Origin of the sequence: Clostridium sp. L2-50, assembly GCF_000154245.1 — a bacterium.
In the GTDB taxonomy this organism is placed as follows: Bacteria; Bacillota; Clostridia; order Lachnospirales; family Lachnospiraceae; genus Coprococcus.
The window spans coordinates 1-22,045 of sequence record NZ_DS480326.1; the positions used below are offsets into that span (position 1 = coordinate 1).

General features: G+C 43.0%; 21 protein-coding genes. 9 read left to right on the plus strand and 12 right to left on the minus strand.

The genetic code is table 11. The annotated features are described in order from the left end of the window. Positions 1–35: 35 nt before the first annotated feature. From CLOL250_RS11140 to CLOL250_RS11150, 3 genes are all read left to right on the plus strand, one after another. A complete protein-coding gene (locus CLOL250_RS11140; RefSeq protein ID WP_044946100.1) occupies positions 36–2,660 on the plus strand; it encodes a heavy metal translocating P-type ATPase in 2,625 nt (874 codons plus the stop codon). An 82-nt stretch (positions 2,661–2,742) separates the two neighbouring features. After that, positions 2,743–4,272, plus strand: a complete 1,530-nt coding sequence (gene cls, locus CLOL250_RS11145) for a cardiolipin synthase (protein WP_008402600.1) — start codon at positions 2,743–2,745, stop codon at positions 4,270–4,272. A 50-nt stretch (positions 4,273–4,322) separates the two neighbouring features. Then, positions 4,323–5,972 carry an O-antigen ligase family protein gene (locus CLOL250_RS11150; RefSeq protein ID WP_008402601.1) on the plus strand — a complete coding sequence of 550 codons (1,650 nt, stop codon included), beginning with the start codon at positions 4,323–4,325 and terminating at the stop codon, positions 5,970–5,972. 48 nt (positions 5,973–6,020) lie between these two features. Here CLOL250_RS11150 and CLOL250_RS11155 read toward each other — a convergent pair whose 3' ends face one another. Continuing rightward, on the minus strand, positions 6,021–6,953 hold the full coding sequence (locus CLOL250_RS11155) for a DDE-type integrase/transposase/recombinase (RefSeq protein ID WP_044944537.1): 933 nt from the start codon (positions 6,951–6,953) through the stop codon (positions 6,021–6,023). 218 nt (positions 6,954–7,171) lie between these two features. Here CLOL250_RS11155 and CLOL250_RS11160 point away from each other — a divergent pair, with 218 nt between their 5' ends. The 4 genes from CLOL250_RS11160 to CLOL250_RS11175 all read left to right on the plus strand — a co-directional run bounded on the left by CLOL250_RS11160 (position 7,172) and on the right by CLOL250_RS11175 (position 10,288). Further along, entirely contained in the window at positions 7,172–7,837 is a 666-nt protein-coding gene (locus CLOL250_RS11160) for a TetR/AcrR family transcriptional regulator (protein ID WP_008402602.1), read from the plus strand. Continuing rightward, complete coding sequence (locus CLOL250_RS11165; protein ID WP_008402604.1) at positions 7,824–8,654, plus strand: class I SAM-dependent methyltransferase; 831 nt, start codon at positions 7,824–7,826, stop codon at positions 8,652–8,654. Before CLOL250_RS11160 ends, CLOL250_RS11165 begins: the two co-directional genes overlap by 14 nt. A 21-nt stretch (positions 8,655–8,675) precedes the next feature. Continuing rightward, positions 8,676–9,281 (plus strand): L-2-amino-thiazoline-4-carboxylic acid hydrolase, encoded by a 606-nt coding sequence (locus CLOL250_RS11170; RefSeq protein WP_044946060.1) that lies wholly within the window; start codon positions 8,676–8,678, stop codon positions 9,279–9,281. A gap of 161 nt (positions 9,282–9,442) precedes the next feature. Then, positions 9,443–10,288, plus strand: coding sequence for a M15 family metallopeptidase (locus CLOL250_RS11175; RefSeq protein WP_008402607.1), 846 nt, complete (start codon positions 9,443–9,445; stop codon positions 10,286–10,288). A 114-nt stretch (positions 10,289–10,402) separates the two neighbouring features. On the opposite strand, the gene CLOL250_RS11180 is transcribed toward CLOL250_RS11175, so the two are convergent. Both CLOL250_RS11180 and CLOL250_RS11185 read right to left on the minus strand, forming a co-directional pair. Beyond that, positions 10,403–11,125, minus strand: a complete 723-nt coding sequence (locus tag CLOL250_RS11180) for a hypothetical protein (RefSeq protein WP_008402608.1) — start codon at positions 11,123–11,125, stop codon at positions 10,403–10,405. A 237-nt stretch (positions 11,126–11,362) separates the two neighbouring features. Next, a complete protein-coding gene (locus CLOL250_RS11185; protein WP_008402610.1) occupies positions 11,363–11,671 on the minus strand; it encodes a leucine-rich repeat protein in 309 nt (102 codons plus the stop codon). A gap of 80 nt (positions 11,672–11,751) precedes the next feature. Here CLOL250_RS11185 and CLOL250_RS14245 point away from each other — a divergent pair, with 80 nt between their 5' ends. Both CLOL250_RS14245 and CLOL250_RS14250 read left to right on the plus strand, forming a co-directional pair. Continuing rightward, positions 11,752–11,976: a hypothetical protein gene (locus tag CLOL250_RS14245; protein ID WP_008402611.1), complete on the plus strand. Its 225-nt coding sequence runs from the start codon at positions 11,752–11,754 to the stop codon at positions 11,974–11,976. Between the two features lie 95 nt (positions 11,977–12,071). Further along, positions 12,072–12,566 carry a hypothetical protein gene (locus CLOL250_RS14250; protein WP_008402612.1) on the plus strand — a complete coding sequence of 165 codons (495 nt, stop codon included), beginning with the start codon at positions 12,072–12,074 and terminating at the stop codon, positions 12,564–12,566. A 186-nt stretch (positions 12,567–12,752) separates the two neighbouring features. Here the strand turns inward: CLOL250_RS14250 and CLOL250_RS11200 are convergent, their stop codons facing one another. The 9 genes from CLOL250_RS11200 to CLOL250_RS11240 form a co-directional block, all read right to left on the minus strand. Next, positions 12,753–13,418, minus strand: coding sequence for a V-type ATP synthase subunit D (locus CLOL250_RS11200; protein ID WP_008402613.1), 666 nt, complete (start codon positions 13,416–13,418; stop codon positions 12,753–12,755). Positions 13,419–13,669: 251 nt separating this feature from the next. Continuing rightward, on the minus strand, positions 13,670–15,040 hold the full coding sequence (locus tag CLOL250_RS11205) for a V-type ATP synthase subunit B (RefSeq protein WP_008402614.1): 1,371 nt from the start codon (positions 15,038–15,040) through the stop codon (positions 13,670–13,672). Positions 15,041–15,044: 4 nt separating this feature from the next. Next, positions 15,045–16,808, minus strand: a complete 1,764-nt coding sequence (locus CLOL250_RS11210) for a V-type ATP synthase subunit A (RefSeq protein ID WP_008402615.1) — start codon at positions 16,806–16,808, stop codon at positions 15,045–15,047. Positions 16,809–16,829: 21 nt separating this feature from the next. Then, positions 16,830–17,150, minus strand: coding sequence for a V-type ATP synthase subunit F (locus CLOL250_RS11215; RefSeq protein WP_008402616.1), 321 nt, complete (start codon positions 17,148–17,150; stop codon positions 16,830–16,832). Then, positions 17,143–18,114 carry a V0D/AC39 family V-type ATPase subunit gene (locus tag CLOL250_RS11220; RefSeq protein ID WP_008402617.1) on the minus strand — a complete coding sequence of 324 codons (972 nt, stop codon included), beginning with the start codon at positions 18,112–18,114 and terminating at the stop codon, positions 17,143–17,145. Before CLOL250_RS11220 ends, CLOL250_RS11215 begins: the two co-directional genes overlap by 8 nt. Positions 18,115–18,127: 13 nt before the next feature. Continuing rightward, positions 18,128–18,721: a V-type ATP synthase subunit E gene (locus tag CLOL250_RS11225; RefSeq protein WP_008402618.1), complete on the minus strand. Its 594-nt coding sequence runs from the start codon at positions 18,719–18,721 to the stop codon at positions 18,128–18,130. A gap of 51 nt (positions 18,722–18,772) precedes the next feature. Then, positions 18,773–19,246: a V-type ATP synthase subunit K gene (locus CLOL250_RS11230; RefSeq protein WP_008402619.1), complete on the minus strand. Its 474-nt coding sequence runs from the start codon at positions 19,244–19,246 to the stop codon at positions 18,773–18,775. A gap of 5 nt (positions 19,247–19,251) precedes the next feature. Beyond that, entirely contained in the window at positions 19,252–21,300 is a 2,049-nt protein-coding gene (locus tag CLOL250_RS11235) for a V-type ATP synthase subunit I (protein WP_008402621.1), read from the minus strand. 38 nt (positions 21,301–21,338) lie between these two features. Beyond that, a complete protein-coding gene (locus CLOL250_RS11240) occupies positions 21,339–21,632 on the minus strand; it encodes a hypothetical protein (RefSeq protein WP_186847325.1) in 294 nt (97 codons plus the stop codon). Positions 21,633–22,045 lie beyond the last annotated feature (413 nt).

Here is a 22,045-nt window from a genome sequence, read left to right on the forward strand (position 1 = left end):
ACATGATAAAAAAGCTCGATAAGAAGGTGAATGATTTGGATAAATATAACGTAACAGGAATGAGCTGTAGTGCCTGCAGCGCAAGTGTGGAAAAGGCAGTAAAGAAAGTGAAAGGGATTGACAGTTGTACAGTCAGTCTGCTTACAAATTCGATGACGGTAGAAGGAAAGGCTGATCCAAAAGCAGTTATCGAAGCAGTAGAGAAGGCAGGATACGGAGCCAGTCTGATGACAGGAGAAGACCGGAAGGATGCCGGGAAGAAGCAGGCGATGGATGCAGATGAACTGGATAATCATGCAGCTCTGCACAAGATGAAGGTCCGGCTGATCGCATCTATCGTTATGTTAATTCCGCTGATGTATATTTCCATGGGACATATGATGTGGGGATGGCCGCTTCCGGCGATCATCAGTGATAACCATGTCGCTATGGGACTGATCCAGATGTTATTTGCAATTGCGATCATGGTTGTAAACCAGAAGTTTTTTATTAATGGATTTAAAGGTGTGATCCATGGAGCACCGGGTATGGATACATTAGTAGCACTTGGCTCAGGTGCATCCTTTATTTACAGCACATATGTATTATTTGCGATGACAGATGCTGTGATGAGACAGGATAACGATCGTGTTATGACCTTGATGCATGATTTTTATTTTGAATCGGCAGCGATGATTCTTGCACTTATAACGGTTGGTAAGACTCTCGAGGAATATTCCAAAGGACGTACGACAGATGCCTTAAAGGGATTAATGAAGCTTGCACCCAAAACAGCTATTGTTCTTCGTGGTGAAGAAGAACAGGAAGTCGCTGCTGAGGATGTGACAGTCGGAGATGTATTTATCGTCCGTCCGGGTTCCAGTGTTCCGGTAGATGGTGTGGTTATAGAAGGAAACAGTGCGGTTGATGAGTCTGCTTTATCCGGTGAGAGCCTTCCGGTTGATAAAGCTGAGGGAGATAAGGTATCTGCCGCAACGATCAATAAATCCGGTTATCTGAAATGTCGGGCTACCAGAGTCGGTACAGATACGACCTTATCCCAGATCATTGAGATGGTCAGTGATGCAGCAGCAACAAAAGCTCCGATCGCAAAGATCGCAGATAAGGTATCCGGTATTTTTGTTCCGGCTGTATTGATCTGTTCTCTGATCACTATTATTGTATGGATCATTGCAGGAGAGAGCACAGGATTTGTACTTGCCAGAGGAATATCGGTGCTTGTGATCAGTTGTCCGTGTGCACTTGGACTTGCAACGCCGGTTGCCGTAATGGTAGGTAATGGTGTCGGAGCAAAACAGGGTATCTTATTTAAGAATGCAGCGGCACTTGAGATGACAGGAAAAACAGATGTGGTTATATTAGATAAGACAGGAACGATCACAAACGGAACGCCGGAAGTGGTAGATGTAGTTCCGGAAAATGGATACAGTGAGACAGATCTGCTTACCTTTGCAGCAAGTCTGGAGCAGTACAGTGAGCATCCGATCGGCAAAGCCATTATGGAATATGTCGGACAGAAGGAAATTAAGCCACAGAAAATCGAAGATTTTCAGGTGCTTCCGGGAAATGGACTCCGCTGTAGATTAAGCAGTGGGGCGGCTTCACAGAATGAAAGTGTATTTTATGCAGGACAGAACCATTCTCAGATATCAGATCATATTTTGCTGGGAGGAAATGAAAAATTCATCAGCCGGTATGTAACCTTATCCGAGACGGATAAGACACTGGCAGAAGAATTAGCCTCACAGGGTAAGACGCCGATCTATCTGGCAATCGATGAGAATAAACTGATCGGTATCCTTGCAGTTGCAGATACGATCAAAGATGATGGAATCCTTGCGATCAAAGAATTAAAAGAGATGAATTATTCAGTTGTTATGTTAACCGGAGATAATGCAAAGACAGCAGAAGCAATCGGTAAACAGGCAGGTGTTGACCAAGTGATCGCTGATGTACTGCCGGATGGAAAAGAAGCGGTAGTAAGAGAACTGATGAAGGAGCACCGTGTAATCATGGTTGGTGACGGCATTAATGATGCCCCGGCATTAACCCGTGCGGATATCGGTATGGCGATCGGAGCCGGAACCGATGTTGCGATCGATGCGGCAGATGTGGTACTGATGCGGGAAGGCCTTCGAACCGTTCCTGCAGCGATCCGGTTAAGTATGGCAACGATACGAAATATCAAAGAGAACCTGTTCTGGGCATTTATTTATAACATTATCGGAATACCGCTTGCCGCAGGTGTCTGGTATCCGATGTTTGGCTGGAAATTAAACCCGATGTTTGGAGCATTTGCCATGAGCCTTTCCAGTTTTTGTGTAGTAATGAATGCATTACGGTTGAATTTCGTGAAGATATATGTTAATAATAGTAAATACAGAATACACCAAAAAATGGGATCAAAAAATGTTGAGGGAAATAATAAGATAGAAAAGGAGACTGGTACGATGAATAAGACGGTGTATATAGAAGGAATGATGTGCGGACACTGCGAGGCAAGAGTGAAGAAAGCATTTGAGGCACTTCCACAGGTAACAGAAGCGGAGGTCAGCCATGAGAAGAAGCAGGCGGTGCTTACTTTAAGTGGCGAGTTATCCGATAAAGAGATTAAGAATACAGTGAAGGAAGCCGGATATAAGGTAACTTCGATCAAGTAAAATAGAAATACGGGATAAAAGATAAAATGGCAGGGCACGGTTTACTGTGTCCTGTCATAAATTAATAAGAAGGAAATTGTCTATGAAGAAACTATTGAACAGGTTATTTAGTCGAATGGTAATTACATGTCTGCTGGTAGCGGCGCAGTTGATCTTCTTTATGGTAGAAGTATTCAAGCTGCAGCAATACTATGTATTGGTGGCGGCTATTCTGCATTTGTTAAGTTTTATAGCTGTGATGCATCTGTTATTAAAGGATGTGAATCCGTCAATTAAACTGGCATGGATCGTTCCGATCCTGATGTTTCCGGTTCTCGGTGGTCTGCTTTATCTGCTCTATGGACATATCATTATGCCGAAGAAGTTAGAGAAATACATGAAGCATGCGGCAGAATGGGACTACGAGACGGATCTGTATGCCAATATGGCATATTTTAGTGATGTGATAAAAGGGCAGCAGCCATACCGGTTGTTCAAATATACAGAAGATTATGCAGGTTCGCTTGTATATCAGAATACGGATGTCCGGTATTATCCGATGGGTGAAGATGTCTGGCCGGATTTTGTTGATGATCTGAAAGAGGCAAAGAAGTATATTTTCCTTGAATACTTTATTATTAATCCGGGTGAAATGTGGGATACGGTTCTTGACATCCTAAAAGAGAAAGTAAAAGAGGGCGTGGAAGTCCGTCTGATCTATGATGACATCGGCTCAGTCTTTTATGTGCCAAAGTATTACTGGCGTGAGATGGGGAGCTATGGGATCAAATGTATGGCATTTAATCAGGTGGTTCCATTTCTGGCAACGATCTTTAATAACAGGGATCATCGGAAAATCGCGGTTATGGATGGTAAGGTTGCCTATACCGGCGGCTTTAATCTGTCCGATGAGTATATAAATAAGAAAGCGCCTTATGGCAAATGGAAGGATAATGGTATCCGTATGGAAGGTGATGCTGCATGGCGTTTTACAATCCTGTTTTTACAGCTGTGGAACAGTATCCGAAATGAAGATAAGCATATCTTAAGCTATCGTCCAACAGAGCAGAAGAAACATTTGAACGATGGATATCTTCAACCATATACGACAAATCCGCTCAAGAAAGAGCCGATTGGCGAGAACATATATATGCAGATGATCAATGACGCAAGAGAGTATGTATATATCTTTACACCATATCTGATCGTATGCAATGAGATGATGACAGCATTAAAGCTTGCGGCAAAGAGAGGTATCGATGTCCGGATCGTAACACCGGCGATTCCGGATAAGAAGATGATCTTTCGTATGACACAGTCGAGCTACAAAGAGCTGCTTCGTGCTGGCGTGAAGATCTATCAGTACACACCGGGATTTATCCATTCCAAATGTATCCTGACGGATGATAATCTGACATCGATCGGTTCTATCAATATGGATAACCGAAGTTTTTATCATCATTTTGAATGTGGTGTATTGGTATATGATTCCAGTATCATTGCAGAAGTGAAGTACGATATGGTTTCAACGATGAGGGAATCCGAAGAGATCACACTGGACTGGTGTAAGGAGCATATGTCAAGAATTACACTGGTGGATGCTTTCCTCAGACTGTTATCGCCACTGCTTTAAACAGAATTGGAAATAAATGAAAAATGCTTTTGTAGAATGGATATAAAAATATGGGAAAAGTAGATCAGAAGAACAAAAGAGGAGATATTTATAAGATAACGGATGCAGTGATCCATCTGTATCTGGTCTATATGTTTGTGATTTTTCCTCTGGTTCTGCATGATGGATATAAAGATATTACCATAACAAAATATAATTTTTTTAAGAACGGTGTTCTGGCACTTCTTATAATCATGGCACTGCTTCTGGTTCTGTATCTGACAGATCGTTCGGGAAATACAGGTCATCCGGGAAGTGATAGGGCAGTATCAAAAAAACATACCATACTGGCATCGGATGTCTTTATGGTTTTGTTTTTGATTGCAGGATTTTTTGCTTTTTTAGCAGCAAAGGATCGGATGGCGGCATTCACCGGGGAATTGGGAAGAAGATGCGGTTTCGCATTTTTGCTTCTCGTCGGAGCAGCCTATATCTGCGTGGCAGTAGGATGCAGCGTGAAAGAATGGATCTATCCGGTATTTGCCTGTGTGAGTGGACTTACATATCTGATGAGTATTCTGCAGCATCTGGAGATTGATCTGTTTCATCTGTATGCGTCGATTCGATTTGACCAGAGACCGATGTTTATATCGACATTTGGCAATATTAATATGTACGCAAGTTTTCTCTGCTTGACGATCCCGTTATTTATGGCGGCAGGCATGTATGCAGACAAATGCTGGAAGCGTGTGTTATATACATTCGTTTTGTTCCTTGGAGGAATGGCAGTTATTGCCGCAAATAGTGATGTAGCTTATATTGGTATCGGAGTACCGATGGTGGTGCTGTTATTAGCAGGGATAAGAAATCGGGTAAAGACATATGATGATCGTATGGTGATCGGACAAAATTCCACCTGTGACCCGTTTTTAGGTTGGCTTATAGGATATGCCGGTATCGTTCTTGGTTATACGGTGATGGCATTTCTTACGACCGGAACCGGAAAGGGATACGATAAGCTGACAGGGCTTGCAAAGCTGGTGGATCATCGCCTGATTTTAACAATTGAATCTATAGTGTTGGTGATAGGCAGTCTGCTCTACGGATGGGGCAGTAGAAAAAAGGCAGATTGTGTAGTTGCCCAAAAGAAAGGTTTAAGGTCTGTTAAGGATAAAAAGCAGGCATCTACAATGGGATGTTGGAAGGTAATATTTTGGAGCGTGGTTGGGATATTGATCCTTACTGCATTTGTAACAGTGGTAACAGGAGTCGGCAACCAGTGGGAGATATTTACCTTTGACGATGAATGGGGCAATTACCGGGGATATGTCTGGAACAGACTTTTCCGGATTTATCAGGATCTTCCATTTGTGAATAAGGTATTTGGTACGGGAAATGAGAGTATCTATACATTGATGTCCGCAAGGTACAGTGATGAGATGATAGAAGTGACAGGAACAGTCTATGACAGTGCACATAATGAATATCTGCAATATTTGGTAACTATGGGTATCGTTGGTCTTATCACATACCTTGGGCTTATCATTACGTCCATTGTGAATGGAGTGAAGCTGGTAAAGGAAAATCCTTTATGTATGCCGCTTCTTGCAGGCATGATAGGATATGTCGTACAAGCATTTGTAAATGTGGAACAGCCGATCACGACACCGTTTTTATTCCTGTTTCTTGCGCTTATGGCAGGAATGAGAAGGAGAAGTTGACAGGAGTTGACGGGATTGTGGAAGTACTGTAGGTTTGTCAAACATATGTTACACAGATGCCAGATAATCCTTTAGTACCTGATTTGGAGATTTCCATCCTAATGGACGCATAGGAAAGTTGTTATAATCCCTGCGATTATACACTTTCAACTGTTTGGCAAAGTCCTCAAAAGAATAAAAAGTATGAGTTGCATAAAAACGCTCATTATCCTTTCGGTGGCTTCTTTCAACTTTCCCGTTATGTCGTGGTGTAAAGGGTCGTATAACTTTATGGCGAATCCCATGCTGCTTCAGATGCACCTGAAATAGTGTGGGTTTATCACGGTGAGTGGTAAAACGATTTGTAAATTCTGCTCCATTATCAGTTTGGATACATTGAATGGGTAACGGAAAGGCTTTCACCAGATGCTCTATAAACATAGCAGAAGAATACGTGTTGTGTTCTTCAAAAGCCTCTACGAAACGCCATCTGGAATACTCGTCAATGGCAGTATACTGAAAGAATTGTTTGCCGATGACCTTGGGGTTTTTGAGGCATGCAGAAGGAACAAATTTTACATCAACCTGTATGCGTTGTCCCGGATAATCCATCTGTTCGTAAGGCTTTGGAATATATTTAGGATTTGGCGGATGAACTGCCATAATTCCCTGCTTACGGAGAAATCTGTATAGTCCAGGGATGGAACGGGAGTAACCACGCTGCTTGAGTTTAACCCAAAAGACAACAAGACCGGCATTGGGATTGCGTCTGCGCATATCAAAGATCAGCTTGATCTCTTCAGGGGTATGTTGGTTTGGATGATGATGGGGTCTGCGAGAGCGGTCACGAAGGGACTCAATAGAACCATCATAACGTCGTTTCCAACGATAAATGTATTGACGGTTGGTTTTATATTTGATAGCAGCTTTGGTGACACCAAACCTTTCAGCGTATTTGATTAAGGATAGACGATACCGCATATCTTGTGTTATAGTAGCCATAGCAGAGAACTCCTTTTTTGTTTTTTTGTTGTGGTGACTAAAATATAACACAAAAGAAGCATCTCTGCTTTTTTTATATTCAGTTGTAACACATGTATTGTAATCCTACAAAGATATTGGCTGTATTCAGCGTTTTAATCTTATATTCATTATTCTCTTGATTTCATTTATGATCTGTGCTATAAAGTAAACAGTGTTTACCATTTGAGCAAAAAGGAGTGAGAACAATCCGAGAAAGTACAAAAGCAACAAGAGAAGCCATCCTTACAAGTGCCAGAGAAATCTTTTTGGAATATGGTTATCAGGATGCTTCAATGCGAAAAATTGCAGCACGGGCAGGTATAACCCCGGGAGCGATCTATAAGCACTTCTCCGGTAAGGAGGATATGTTTGAAGAGATTTTTGCTGAAAGTGGCAATAAACTTATGCAACTCACAGAATCCATGTTAAATATAGATTTTTCTGCCATGTCTGATGACCAGCTGATTCAGATCTTATATTCACGAATATCGGTCCGCACCTTCGAACTGTTAGAAGGTGACATGCAGTTATTTCATATGCTGCTGAAAAATGATTCAGGTACATATCTGAACCGTTTTCGTAAAATCTATATCGACCGCTGCGTCCCATTCAGCCTGCAGTATTATTCAGAATTATACAGACGCGGGCTGGCATCAAATATGTTATCGGAGAAAACGATATACATGCTCTCATCTTCCGAATTCTCTATGGTCTGCGATTTAATCGCAGATGATGACTGTAAGAACGGAATCACATCTGAGAGCAAACAGGCATTTTTAGAGGCAATGAATATTCTGCTTCACGGACTGGAAGCGGAACTTGGAATAAGAAAACAGGAGGACCCAGAACATGGAAAAAATTAAGATTGAAAAAGGAACCGTACAGGAAACACTGTTGATTCCTCTGTATGGAAGAAAATATGCTATGGATCTCTATCCGGATCTCTTCATGGATCATGACTGCCAGGCGCTTTTCAATAGAATTGATTTTACAGTTCCGGACAATATGAAAGGTATGCTGGGAAATATCGGCTGCATTATGGGTGCGACCAGACAATATGATATGGCAAGCGCCTGTCGTGCTTATCTGAATGCACACCCAAATGCCTGTGTTGTAAACCTCGGCTGTGGCCTTGACACCACATTCCACCAGGTCGATAACGGAAAGGTCAAAGGCTACAATCTGGATTTTCCGGATACCATTGCGATCCGGAACGAGCTGCTCGGCAACCATGAACGGGAGTTCAACATTGCCTGTGATCTGAACGATATATCCTGGTTCGATCAGATCGATTTCCACCCTGAAGATGGCATCGTATTCTTTGCATCCGGCGTATTCTACTACTTTAAAAAGGCCGATGTGGAAAAGCTGTTTACCGCCATGGCAGAACATTTCATCGGTGGAAAACTGGTCTTTGATGCAACGAAGAAAAAAGGACTGAAAAGTATGCTGAAGACCTGGTTAAAGGGCTTTGAAATGAAAGATATCAATGTGTACTTCAGCGTAGACGATGTACATACTTTAAAGGAATGGAGTGGTCATATCTCATCTGCAGTGAGCAACCCATATCTGACAGGTTACCGTCCGCTGGACAAGCGCTATGGTTTTATTACAAATATAGTTTTCCGTTATCTGGATCGATCAAAAATGTGCCAGATCATCGAATTGGAATTTGACTAAAAAATATGGAGGCATCTCGATATGGAATATGGATTCACTCAGAAATTATTTGGATATTTCTATCACAACTCCTGTATGAAGCAGGCAGCAAAACAACAACTGGATATTGATAAAGAAGCAATCAAGCAGGAATATGTATCTATTATCAAAAATGCAAAGGGCATCGGCAAATCCAGACTTATGAGCTCCTATTGCATGGGCGCATATTTTATTGCCTTGAATCGTAAGACATCCCTGTCACCGGAAGTCTGCTATGAGCTGTACAAGAACGGCTTATCTGCCAACAAGCTGTTTCATATAGCGGTTGGAAATGCCGACAGCTATCTTGATAAAAAGAAGATGCCGGGCAGACTGAAATGGTCAGCAGATTCTCATTTGCGCCGATATGAAAATGACTGGGTCGTTGATATCATTGAGGGAACTCCTCAAGATGATTTTGAACTTGGCTACGACTATCATACCTGCGGTATCTGTAATCTCTGTCGGGATGAAGGATGCTTTGAACTGGCGAAATATCTCTGTCGGATGGACTATGTTCTCGCGGATATGATGCAAATGAAACTCACCCGGACGAAGACGATCGCTGAGGGCGCAGATCTCTGCGATTTCAGATACAGTAGAAAATAAATCGAAAAACGATATGTACAAATTAGCATAATCTGTCAAAAAATACAGTCGGTCATCCGTGCAAAAAGGATGCAGAATTGATTCATTTCTTATGCTTTTTTGAGTGCCTTTCTATGCAGTGCAGTTATAGACTTAACAGCAGTTACAAAGGAGGACACATTATGTTACATATATTCGGAAGTACGGTAAAGAAAAGAACTGTCATATCACTTGCCGTCCTTTACATAGTATTATTAATGATTGTAATCATCGCAGGAAAGATTAAGAAAATGAAATTGTCTTCAGAAAATATATCTGCTCCCACTACCGGCAGCGATGAAGTCACCGAACTGTCAGCACAGGCAGTACAAACTTCAACCCGGAGATCAGATAATAATTCAGAATCATCCGATCTTGATACTCAGGCAGTTCTTCAAACACTTGCTTCTGCTACAGAGGCGGAAAATAATGGGCTCTTAACTCTGGTCAATATGTCTCACACATTACCATCTGACTGGAGCGTAGATCTGGTACAGCTCCGAAATGGTCAATCCATTGACCGCCGTGCATATGATGGCTTACAGGCTATGATGGATGATGCCAGAGCCGAAGGTCTTGATCCACTTATCTGTTCGTCTTACCGGACACAGGAAAAGCAGGAACAGCTCTACACGAATAAATACAATTCTTATATCGAACAGGGCTATAGCAGTGATGATGCAAAAGCCTATGCCGCTACCTGGGTCGCCTATCCCGGAACCAGCGAACACCAGCTCGGACTTACCGTTGATATCTGTTCTGTCAGCAACCAGAATCTGGATGATTCACAGGGAGACACCGCTACCCAGCAATGGCTCATGGCAAACTGCTACAAATATGGTTTCATTCTCCGCTATCCTTCTGATAAATCCGATATTACAGGGATCTCTTATGAGCCATGGCACTACCGCTATGTTGGTAAAAATGTGGCACAGGAAATCCACGATAAAGGAATTTGCCTGGAGGAATATCTGGAAATACAGCAATAAATATAAAAAACTGTTCCTTGGTTTTACATTTATATTAGAAAATCCAGATACGGCATTTCTGCCATATCTGGATTTTCTACTAAAATATACATGTTACCTGTTCTGCCTATGTCTTTATTCTATGATTGCCTTAATCTCAGCTTCACTCATTTCGGTTACATCCATGATCTGCTCTAAGGAATAGCCTTTCTTATGCATTTTCAGGATAATATCAGCTCTTTCTTCAGATTTTCCTTCTAATCTTCCTTCAGACCTTCCAATGGCCTTGCCTCGTGCCTCGCCTATTTTTTCGCCTTCTGCTCTGCCAGCAATCATTCCCGCGGCTTCGCCCTTTACACATCCCATTTCTTCTACGCCTTCACTCAGATTGCACATGATCTTCACCTCTTCCCTTATACTGTGTCTGTCTACCGGTATGTCATACTCCTGTTTTATAAGCTTCAATTTTTGTTCTGCCGTCATTGTCTGCGACGCTTCCAGATTGATGATCATTTTTGCCAGTCCGTCCCGCATCCGTACATAGAAAATGATGTCAAAATACACCTTTCCCTCATCGATCTCGGAACTTTCTGTATTCAGCCCGACAATCCGTTCACCGGTTCCGGCATCTACCATTTCTTTGTTCGTTAATCCGGGTTCTACCGGAACCTGGCTGATATACGGTTCGCCCTCGATCAGCGAAGCGACCGTCTCTGCATCCATGCCTTTAAATTCATCGACTACCCGTATCAGTATATGCGCCAGTATGATCTTCTGTCCAAGCAGCCGCTTGGCGCTGGCATCATACTGTACTTTCTGATATGTCGCATCAGCGGAATATACTAATTCATTATCCATGTTCCATCTCCTTTCCTGACAGAACAGAATAACATGCGTATTTTTTTACTTAGTATATTGCCGCCATCTCTCCATGTTTGATGATAACGGATATCCGAGGGGAAAACAAGTTTAACCATAAAAAATCCGGATACAGTATCTCATATCATATAAAATATAACAAAACCCCTGCCTGCTATAGATTCATATATTTCTCATATCCATAACAGGCAAGGAGTTTATAAATTCAGTTCCTTATTATTTTATCTTCCATGTCTTTACATATCCGATGGATTTCTTTTTCAACTGTTTCTTTAAAGCAATCTTTGCTTTCTTTGTGCCTTTCACAGTAATGGTTGCTTTCTTATTAATGCCCTTGAATGCATTCTTACTGATGGTCTTCAGCTTTCCAGCCGTAACGGTGATCTTCTTCAGGTTCTTGCAACCAGAGAATGCTTCTTTACCGATCTTCGTTACATTGCTTCCGATTGTAACTGTTGTCAACTTCTTGTTACCCTTGAATACTTTATCGGAAACCGCAGTTACTTTATAAGTAACACCTTTCACTTTTACAGTTGCAGGAATGGTAAGTTTCTTGGCTTTCTTGTCGACAAAAAAGGCGCCGGAAATTAAGAGGAAACAAATTTATGTACAATGAAAATAAAAACAATAATATCATGACCACATCAGAATATAACAGGTCAAAGTCTTCTATTACAAATATTAAACAGCTTTTCCCATCCCGAACCAACGATGAATATCTATTAGAATTAAAGAAGAATCCATCCATTTACCGGACATATCTGAACTGGCCTGACAAATGGAAATCGCGCTTTCTCGAATTCATGGAAGGGAAGAAAAGTCTGCCTTGAACCTATGATCCATTTTTTAAGAAACTATCAGAGTAAAAGGGGAAAAGGGAAGTACATTCACCTATCAGGATCTGAAAACCGTTTATACGATCGTAATGTTTGAAAACAGCCCGAATGAATGTAAGACTGCCGACCTGGCTGACATTTATCTGCATCATGGAAAAACAGCATTTGATACCGGGATCAATCTTCGTCTTCTACAGGAATACTATGTCGTTGCCCTTGACGTCTTCCGAAAAAGTAAGTATTCTAAAGATATCAACGAACTTAACGCATGGTTATCCCTGTTAACAGCAACTACCATGGATGACCTTGCAGCACTGATATCCGACTATCCATGGATGGAAACTATCTGCACAGATATGTCTGAGTATCTGTATCACCCGGAGGAGGTTGTTACCATGTTTTCTGAAGCATTACGAAAATTGGATGAGAATACAGTCAACTACATGATCGATGAATTGAAAAAAGAACGGGATGAAGCCATCGCTGAAAAGAATGCAGCAGTATCTAAAATTAATGCTACCTTATCTGAAAAAAATGATGAGATTGCAAGATTAAAGGCTCAACTTGCTGAACGAAACAAATAAAATCTTATTTATATATAATAACAAGCAGAAAACTCCTGATATTATATTTGTTATGTAGCAAACCTATCCGAGTGCCGGTTCTTAGGCAGCGTCCCTTGCTGCCTTACGTACCGTTGCACCGAGGATAGAGCGCAAGCGTTTTGCGTAATAACAATGTATAATATCAGGAGTTTTCGTCCGTCTGCATCACTCAAATTGATGCTCTTTATAGTGATGGGCTTCCTCCAGCATCATATCCTTAACCTTCATGAGTCGCACCTGCGTGCTTCGCTCATTCTCATCAAGCTTCATACTGATATATCGGATGCCCTCCTTTGTCTCAGGAATGATAACATGCTCCAGTGCATTTACACGTCGTCTGGTCTTTTCGATCTCCGATGCCAGAAGCTGACAGGATTTCTCGATCTCCGCCAGTTTCAGCATATCCGGAAGAATATCAGCAAGTGACTTTACTGCATCATCCAGATCACCGGAGGTAAATGCAAAACCGTAAGAATAGATATCATTCTCATCCGCACTTTTTGTTGTATATTCAAATACCGGAATATCTACACTCATAACATTTCGATCCTTGCAGGTAAGCTGGACTTCCTGTTTCGGTGCCATCAGTGCCGTATGAAGGATCTGTTCAGACATGCCGGCTTTTGCTATGACAAAATTCGTATTGGCGGCCTTGATACCGACCTCAACCTTCTCTCGAAGCGCCATATTCTCTCTTGCCATATCAAGGAACTGCCGCATCAGCTCATCTCGTTTATCTTTTAACAACTTATGGCCTCTGGTTGCCGTAACAAGCTTCTTCTTTAAACGAGTCAATTCCATTCTGGTAGGATTTACCTGTGTAGCTGCCATTTTTGCCTCCTTATAAAGTCAACTCGAAGCGCTCCACCTCGCCTAACGGCTCGTAGCGCTCTTCCGTTTATTAACTCAAAGCGCTTCACCTCGCCTGACGGCTCGTAGCGCTCTTCCGTTTATTAACTCGAAGCGCTCCACCTCGCCTGTCGGCTCGGTGGGTTCTGTCGAACCATGCTCGTATCCTTGCAAATCGTCTGCTATGAGCAAGCTCAAGCATCCCATTTGCAAGTCTACTCACGCGCTTCTCGTTACTTTCCATAATACATATCTAACCACTTATCATCGATACGTTTCAGTTCTGCTCGAGGCAGGATCGATAACAGCTTCCAGCCGATGTTTAATGTTTCTTCGATACTTCTGTCTGTCTCATAACCCTGAGATACATATTCCTTTTCAAATGCTTCTGCAAACTTTGCATATAAAATATCGATATCCGACAATGCTGATTCACCAAGGATCGTCATAAGCTCCTTCGCATCCTTACCACGGGAATATGCCGCAAATAACTGGTTCATGGTGCTGGAATGATCTCCTCTTGTCTTTCCCTCACCGGTACCCTTATCCTTCAGACGTGACAGGGATGGAAGTACATCGATCGGTGGTGTTACACCCTTTCTGTAAAGCTCACGGCTTAAAATGATCTGTCCCTCTGTGATATATCCTGTTAAGTCAGGGATTGGATGTGTCTTATCATCCTCAGGCATGGTAAGGATCGGGATCATTGTGATACTACCGTTCTTGCCACGCTGTCTTCCTGCTCTTTCATATAAGGTTGCAAGGTCTGTATACATGTATCCGGGATATCCACGACGACCCGGAACCTCTTTTCGGGCTGCAGATACTTCTCGTAACGCATCTGCATAGTTTGTGATATCCGTCAGGATAACCAATACATGCATGTTCTTTTCAAATGCAAGATATTCCGCAGCGGTCAGTGCCATACGAGGGGTAGCGATACGCTCAACCGCAGGGTCATTTGCAAGGTTGATGAACAGTACAGTTCTGTCGATCGCGCCTGTCTCCTTGAAGCTCTCCGTGAAGAAGTTCGCTTCTTCGAAGGTGATACCCATAGCTGCAAATACTACGGCGAATGGTTCATCTGTTCCACGTACCTTAGCCTGTCTTGCGATCTGGGCTGCTAGCTTCGAATGTGGAAGTCCTGATGCTGAGAAGATCGGCAGCTTCTGTCCTCTTACCAGTGTATTTAATCCATCAATAGCAGAGATACCTGTCTGGATAAATTCCGATGGGTAATTTCTGGCTGCCGGATTCATTGGCAGACCATTGATATCTCTTCTCTCCTCCGGAAGGATATCCGGTCCTTTATCGATCGGTCTTCCCAGTCCGTCAAATACACGGCCAAGCATATCTTCTGATACGCCAAGCTCCATGCTTCGTCCAAGGAATCTTACTTTACTGTTTGAAAGGTTAATACCTGTTGAATTCTCAAATAACTGTACCAGTGCATCTTCACCATTGATCTCAAGAACCTTGCATCGTCTGACTTCGCCACTTGCAAGCTCGATCTCACCAAGTTCATCATAGGTGACATTTTCTACACCATGTACCAGCATCAGAGGTCCTGCAACTTCCTGTATGGTTCTATATTCTTTTGGCATGTGCTTAGTCCTCCTTTGCTATGGCTGCTTCCAGTTCCTGATGAAGTGCCTTTATGATCTTGTCATATTCTGCTTCCACATCTTCCGGATGTGTATATTTGAAACGTCCGATTTTCTCACGAACCTCCATGTTCAGAATATTCTTTATAGTTGCACCACTCTTCAAGGCCTCTGATGATTCCTCATAGAATGCCAGCACAAGTTCCATCATGCGGAACTGCTTATCCAGTGGTGTATAGGTGTCGATCTCATGGAATGAGTTCTGATGCAGGAAGTCCTCACGGATAGATCTGGCTGCTTCCATCTTCAGACGGTCGCCTGCAGATAAGGCATCCATACCAACCATCTTAACGATCTCGTCAAGCTCTGCTTCTTCCTGTAATAATGTCATAAGCTTCTGACGATCTTCCATCCAGTGCTCATTGACATTTTCCTCAAACCATTTTCCCATGTTATCTACATACAGCGAATAACTGGTCAGCCAGTTGATCGCCGGGAAATGTCTCTTATAAGCCAGTGCGGAATCCAGTCCCCAGAATACCTTAACGATACGAAGGGTTGCCTGTGATACCGGCTCTGAAATATCACCACCGGGAGGTGATACGGCTCCGATTACGGATAAGGCTCCGGTTCTTCCTTCCGAACCAAGTGTCTTAACCATACCGGCACGCTCATAGAACTGTGCCAGACGGCTTCCTAGATATGCAGGATAACCTTCCTCACCGGGCATCTCCTGTAAACGTCCTGACATTTCTCGAAGTGCTTCTGCCCATCTGGAAGTAGAGTCAGCCATCAGCGCAACGGAATATCCCATATCACGGAAATATTCTGCGATCGTAATACCGGTGTAAATAGAAGCCTCTCTGGCTGCAACCGGCATATCCGATGTATTTGCGATCAGAACGGTTCTCTCCATCAGGGAGTATCCTGTCTTCGGATCCTTCAGTTCAGGAAACTCGTTTAATACGTCTGTCATCTCGTTTCCACGTTCACCACATCCAATGTATACAACGATATCGGCTTCTGCCCATTTTGCAAGCTGATGCTGGATAACGGTCTTTCCACTACCGAATGGTCCGGGAACTGCTGCTACACCACCCTTTGCGATCGGGAAGAATGCATCGACAACTCGCTGTCCTGTGATAAGCGGCATAACCGGCGGAATCTTCTCTGCATAAGGACGACCCTTACGAACCGGCCATTTCTGCATCAGTGTCAGTTTCTTATCACCCTTTGCTGTCTCGATCACACATACAGTTTCTTCTACTGTGAAATCTCCGCTCTTGATCTCTTTTACAGTTCCTTCTATACCATATGGAACCATGATCTTCTGAGTTACGACAACTGTCTCCTGTACGGTTCCGATCACATCTCCAGCCTCTACCTTGTCCCCTGCCTTAACGCATGGAACAAATGGCCATTTGATGTCTCTCTTTAATGATGGAACTTCAACGCCTCGCTGCAAATTATTTCCACAGATTTTCATGATATCATCCAAAGGTCTCTGGATACCGTCATAGATACTGCTGATCAGTCCCGGTCCAAGTTCTACGGACAGCGGCATTCCGGTTGACTCTACCGGTGCACCCGGTCCAAGTCCTGATGTCTCTTCGTAAACCTGAACAGATGCCTGATCTCCATGCATCTCTATGATCTCGCCGATCAATCGGCTCTCACTTACTCTGACAACGTCATACATATTCGCGTCACGCATTCCCTCTGCGATAACAAGAGGTCCTGCAACTTTTTTTATCTTACCTGTTGCCACGTTTTCTGGTCACGCTCCTTCCTAGTTTTCACTGAACAGAATGTCCGAACCGACTGCCTGTTCTACGGATTTCTTTACTCCATTTATACCCGCGGATGTATTACCGGAAACTCCTGGAATCAGGATGATCGCCGGAAGCATCTGCGTCTTATATCTCTCTATCTCTTTCTTGATCTGCTCTGCCATGCTCTCTGTTACATAGATAACGGCATATCCACTTTCTGCCAGTCTTCTGAGCTGTGTACTGCCCTGTTCTGCATCGGATACCGGGAAGGTCTCAAGTCCCAGAGTCGCAAAGCCATAGATGCTGTCATATTCACCTAATACTGCAATTCTATACATACATTTCCCTTACCCTTTCCCTGATCGCATCATCCGGCAGATGATTTAACTTTCCGGTCAGGATGATCCTGACTGTCTTAATCTCATTCTGCCTTGCAAGTACATAAGCAACAAGTGGTCCGATCGTAAATGAATTATATTTCTGTGGCCGGATCGCCTCTATGATCCGGTTGTCGCACCAGCGTTCAAATGCGGATGAACTGTCTGATAATGCCGCAGCTCCACCGGAATACGGTGTTTCTTCCAGATATTTGATCACATCCGGCATGCCGGAAAGTGCTGCCCGCATCAGCCGTTCCACATTGAGCGTCTGACATTCCTCCATCGCACGTCTCATAAAATCCAGTCCTTTTTCTGTCTTTACAGAACGGACTGCGATCTTGATATTTGCAACTGCCACAACTGTCTCTGCATATTCTTTTAATAATGCATCTCCATTCTTCTCCGCTGCCGCAAGCATTGCTCGCATGGCTGCCCGGTCGATGATAACATCACACATCTGACCATCTCCGGTATGCACCAGACACTCATATGCCTCTAATGCGCATTCCCGCATAGATTCCGGTAATGACTGGAAATCTTTATTTTTAATGATCTCGACTAATGCTTCACCCGAAACAGATGCATTGTCATAAAATACATTTGCCTGAACTTCTCCGTCTACAACGGTTTTGATCGCTGCCTTCAGATTATGGAAACTATCCTGGATCAACAATACGTCAAATACTGTCTGATCGGATACCATCTCCTTGACCAGTGTCCATGTTTTTTCCAGTTCCCTGTTCAAAATGGTCTCTGCATCCTGCACTCCGGCTTCTGTATCACCCCAGCCTTTTTCACCTAAGAACTGAAGGCAGTCCGCATATGTTTTCTGGGCAATCAACTGCTCGATCACAGCCTGTGAAAACAGGGACATCTCAAGTGCCCGGATTCTGGCAACAGCATATATATATTTGTCTGCCATTTTTCTACCTCCCTTATGTGAATAACAGGGAATTTAATTTGTCTGCCATTTCTTCTTTCTGCGCATGGAACATGGCAGCTAATGAACAATTCTCCTCGATACCGCCATAGATCAGGATAAATCCTCCGTCTATATCACTGGCTTTATCTGCGAGCGTCAAATCTCCTCCATGTGCTTTTGCTATCTCTGATACCCGTTTTGCAAATCCTGCCGGAAGCCGCTCCATATCTTTGGCTGAGAAGCTGATCTGTCCACTCTTCGGCTGTACTGCATTTCCGATCATACGCTCCATCATATGGAAATATCTGTCAACTTCCATATCGATCATTCCGTTATAGGCTTTACCTATCACTTCATTGATGATCTCCTGCTTTGCCTTTAAGACTGTCTGGCGTTTCTTCAGGTCGGCAGAGGATTGTGCCCTTGCCATTCCGTCCGCTTTTACATGGCTGACCTTTTCAGCTGAACCCGCCTTGATCTTATCTGCTTCCACCTTTGCATCTTCTATAATCTGATCTGCCTTTTTCTGTGCATCTTCAAGGATCATATCGGATTGAGTGTTTGCTTCTTCCAGAATCTGTTCAACGATCTTCTCTAATCCTGTCATACAAATCCTCCTGTACTACTTGTTCAATCATGTTTCAAATCTGCGCCTGTTTTATACCGGTACACCATTAATTGCAAGAATTGATACGAGCAGAGCAAGGATTGCATATGTCTCTACCATTGCAGGGAAAAGCATTGCTTTACCGAACTGATCCGGTTTCTTTGCTACAATACCAACTGCTGATACAGCGGTTTTTCCCTGATGCATAGCGGATACAAGACCAACTAATGCGATTGGAAGACATGCTGCAAGGATCAGTAATCCGGTCGCTGTTGAAAGCTCTGCAGGAGCACCATTTAAAATACCAATCTTTGATAAAGCGATGAATCCTACCAGCAGTCCATAGATACCCTGTGTACCGGGAAGAAGCTGGATGATAAGAACCTTTGCGAATTTGCTTGGATCTTCACTTACTACACCTGATGCAGCCTGACCTGCGATACCTACACCGTAAGCAGATCCCATACCTGCCAAAATAACTGCTAATGCAGCTCCTGTTAAAGCTAAAACTGTACCCATTGTCATATTGATTATTCCTCCTTAATTTCCGGTTTACAGGTTTTCATGCCTGCATTCCCTATATCTATATATTTTGTATTTTCTTTAAATGGATGGAACGCTTCTCCGCCACCCTCATAAAACTTACCAAAGAATTCTACATACTGAAGTCGGCATGTATGAACATAAGCACCTAACATATTGATTGCAAGGTTAAATGTATGTCCGATGATGAATACCAGAATGAATACGATCGCGCCCAATATTCCATCTCCTACCATACTTCCCATCTGGTTGATAACCTGTGCGATAACACCGGTCGCAAGTCCCAGTGCAAGCAGTCTGGAATAAGATAACAGATCAGACAGCCAGCCTGTGATATTGTAAATGTCATACAAACCAAGTGCCAGTCGGAGCACCGGATTCTTATGACTTCTGCCGGACATCACAACGATGATCGCTGCACCTAAGATCGTAATGACATAGCTGAAGGTCTTAAGTCCATCTGAAAAATGGAAGCTTACCTGTGCGATCGATGCAAATAAACTGGTTGGCATCAGCATCAGTACCAGACCGATGATGAGCAGATACCAGGATATAACATCTGAGAAGAAGCCTACAAAATCTTTCTTCTTTAAACACATATAACCTTTTAACGCCAAACCGCCGAACAGATGGATCAATCCAAATAACAGGGAGAAGATCAGCATCTTCATCGGGTTGTCAAGCGGTGCAAACCATACCGGTGCGATCGTGATCTCATGATGGAAGAAGGTTCGTGATACGACTGCTACCACATCTCCAAAATATCCTCCAAACAAGATACCCCATATCAATGTCGATATACCGCAATATTCAAATAATGTCAGCGACTTCTTCATGCCATCTCCCATCTTCGGGAACTTCCGAAGCAGGATGAAACATGCAAGGAATATAATAAGTCCATATGCCGCATCCGATAACATCAATCCGAAGAAGAATACATAGAATAAACTCATCGGTGTCGTCGGATCCATCTCGCCTCTGGCAGGAAGTCCATAGGATTCCAGGATTCCTTCTGCCGATGCAAATGGCATCTTATTACTTAACTGTACCGGTGCCGGTTCATCCTCAGGTATCTCGCCGGTCTCGACCATCAACACGAAATTCTGATTCAGTTCTTCTTTTACCTTTTCCTCATCCCGTTCCAGCACATAACCGGTTATGATAAATGTGCTGTTCGACTGAAGCAGGGTTCCAAGCACCTGATATTTCTCAGCTCTGATCTTGTAATAATCGGATAAGGTCTTAAGTGCCTGCCTGCTTTCTGCAAATCCGGCAATCTGTTTTTTCAGATCCTCGATCTCATCCTCATACCCCTCTATCGTGAGTCGGTATTTCTTGATCTTATTCTCCGGCGTCCGTTTTGAAAAATACGACATCCGGGTAAATCCTTCTGCCCTTAAGGCTTCTTCCAGTCTTTCCGTCTCTGTTTTCAAACATACCACAAATATACATGTCTGATCTTTATCAGAAGATATCACCGTGATCTCATGAGCTGATAACTCCGGCTGCCTTTTTGCAACCAGTTCTTCTATCATATTCTCTGTAAGACCGGGTCCTAAGCTTCCCATGATCACATCTGTATGTTCGGTTCCGGTCGTATTGATCGGAACATCCATATTGATCCACGGTTTCAGTCCATCGATCGCAAGTTGACATTTGGCAATCTCTGCTTTACAGTTTCCAATCTTCTTATCCTTTTCCCGGATCTTCTGCACGATCATATTATAATCATGCCGATTCTCAACAATATCTTTATATACAGAATCGTCTACATCAGCTTTGCCTGCAAGTGCCTGCAGCATCGATGTCTTTTCCGGTGCATATCTGCCAAGGATCTCTAAAGCTTCGTCGGTATTCTGGACTCGTTTTTCATATTTGGAACGCTGACTGGTTGTGTTGATCTTCTTAAATACATCCGTCTCATCCCCACCGGCCCGGATCTCCAAAGCTCCCATGGACTGGAGTTTCTCCAATATGGCTTTTCTGTCTTTCTTCATGGCGCATATGTCAATCTTTTTTATAGCCAATACCGCCATAATGATTACCTCCCTTCTGCATCCTGATATTCAAGCATTTACAATAGCTGCTTGATCACAAGCTCTACGGCTTCACCCTCTCGCTCGGATGCACGTTTTTTTAAGGAAGCAATCTCGTCGGATGCTTCTTTCAAAGCTTTTTCTGCAAGATCAGTTTCCAGTTTCTTCTGGTCGACCGCGATAGCCGCCAGATCTGTTTTAGAACCTGCATTTGCATCTACGATCATCGCATTTGCCTTTTCCTTTGCTTCCGCCTGAATTGCTTCTGCTTTTTTACCGGCTTCTTTTACGATCTCGGCTGCCTTTGCTTCTGCATCTTCTAATGTCTTCATGGCTTCCTGTAGCATAATTTCTCCCTCCGTAATTATTAATCTCGGCATGAAATGCCGCTCTGCTAATATTTTATTATGTTAGTGTGCTCTTTTCAAGCAATATTTATCTTCTTTTATAGATTTTTCATCAAAAGATCATGAAATTTTACTGGTTTTTAAGGCATTTTTGACAAACAATACAAACTGTCAAATTTAGTTTAACCATTTTTCACGTCATTTTGCACAATTTTAAGGTAAAAATACAAAGACCGGATGAGGGCATCTATATCTTTATTTCGCAGAACACTCTCGCTCTGTTTTACACGTAGCGGTTCTAAGCTCACTGCTTACGCAGTTCACTAAGTACCGACGTGTAAAAATGTCTGCTACATAAAATATAGATGCCCTCATCCGGTCTTTTGTATTTTTATTCT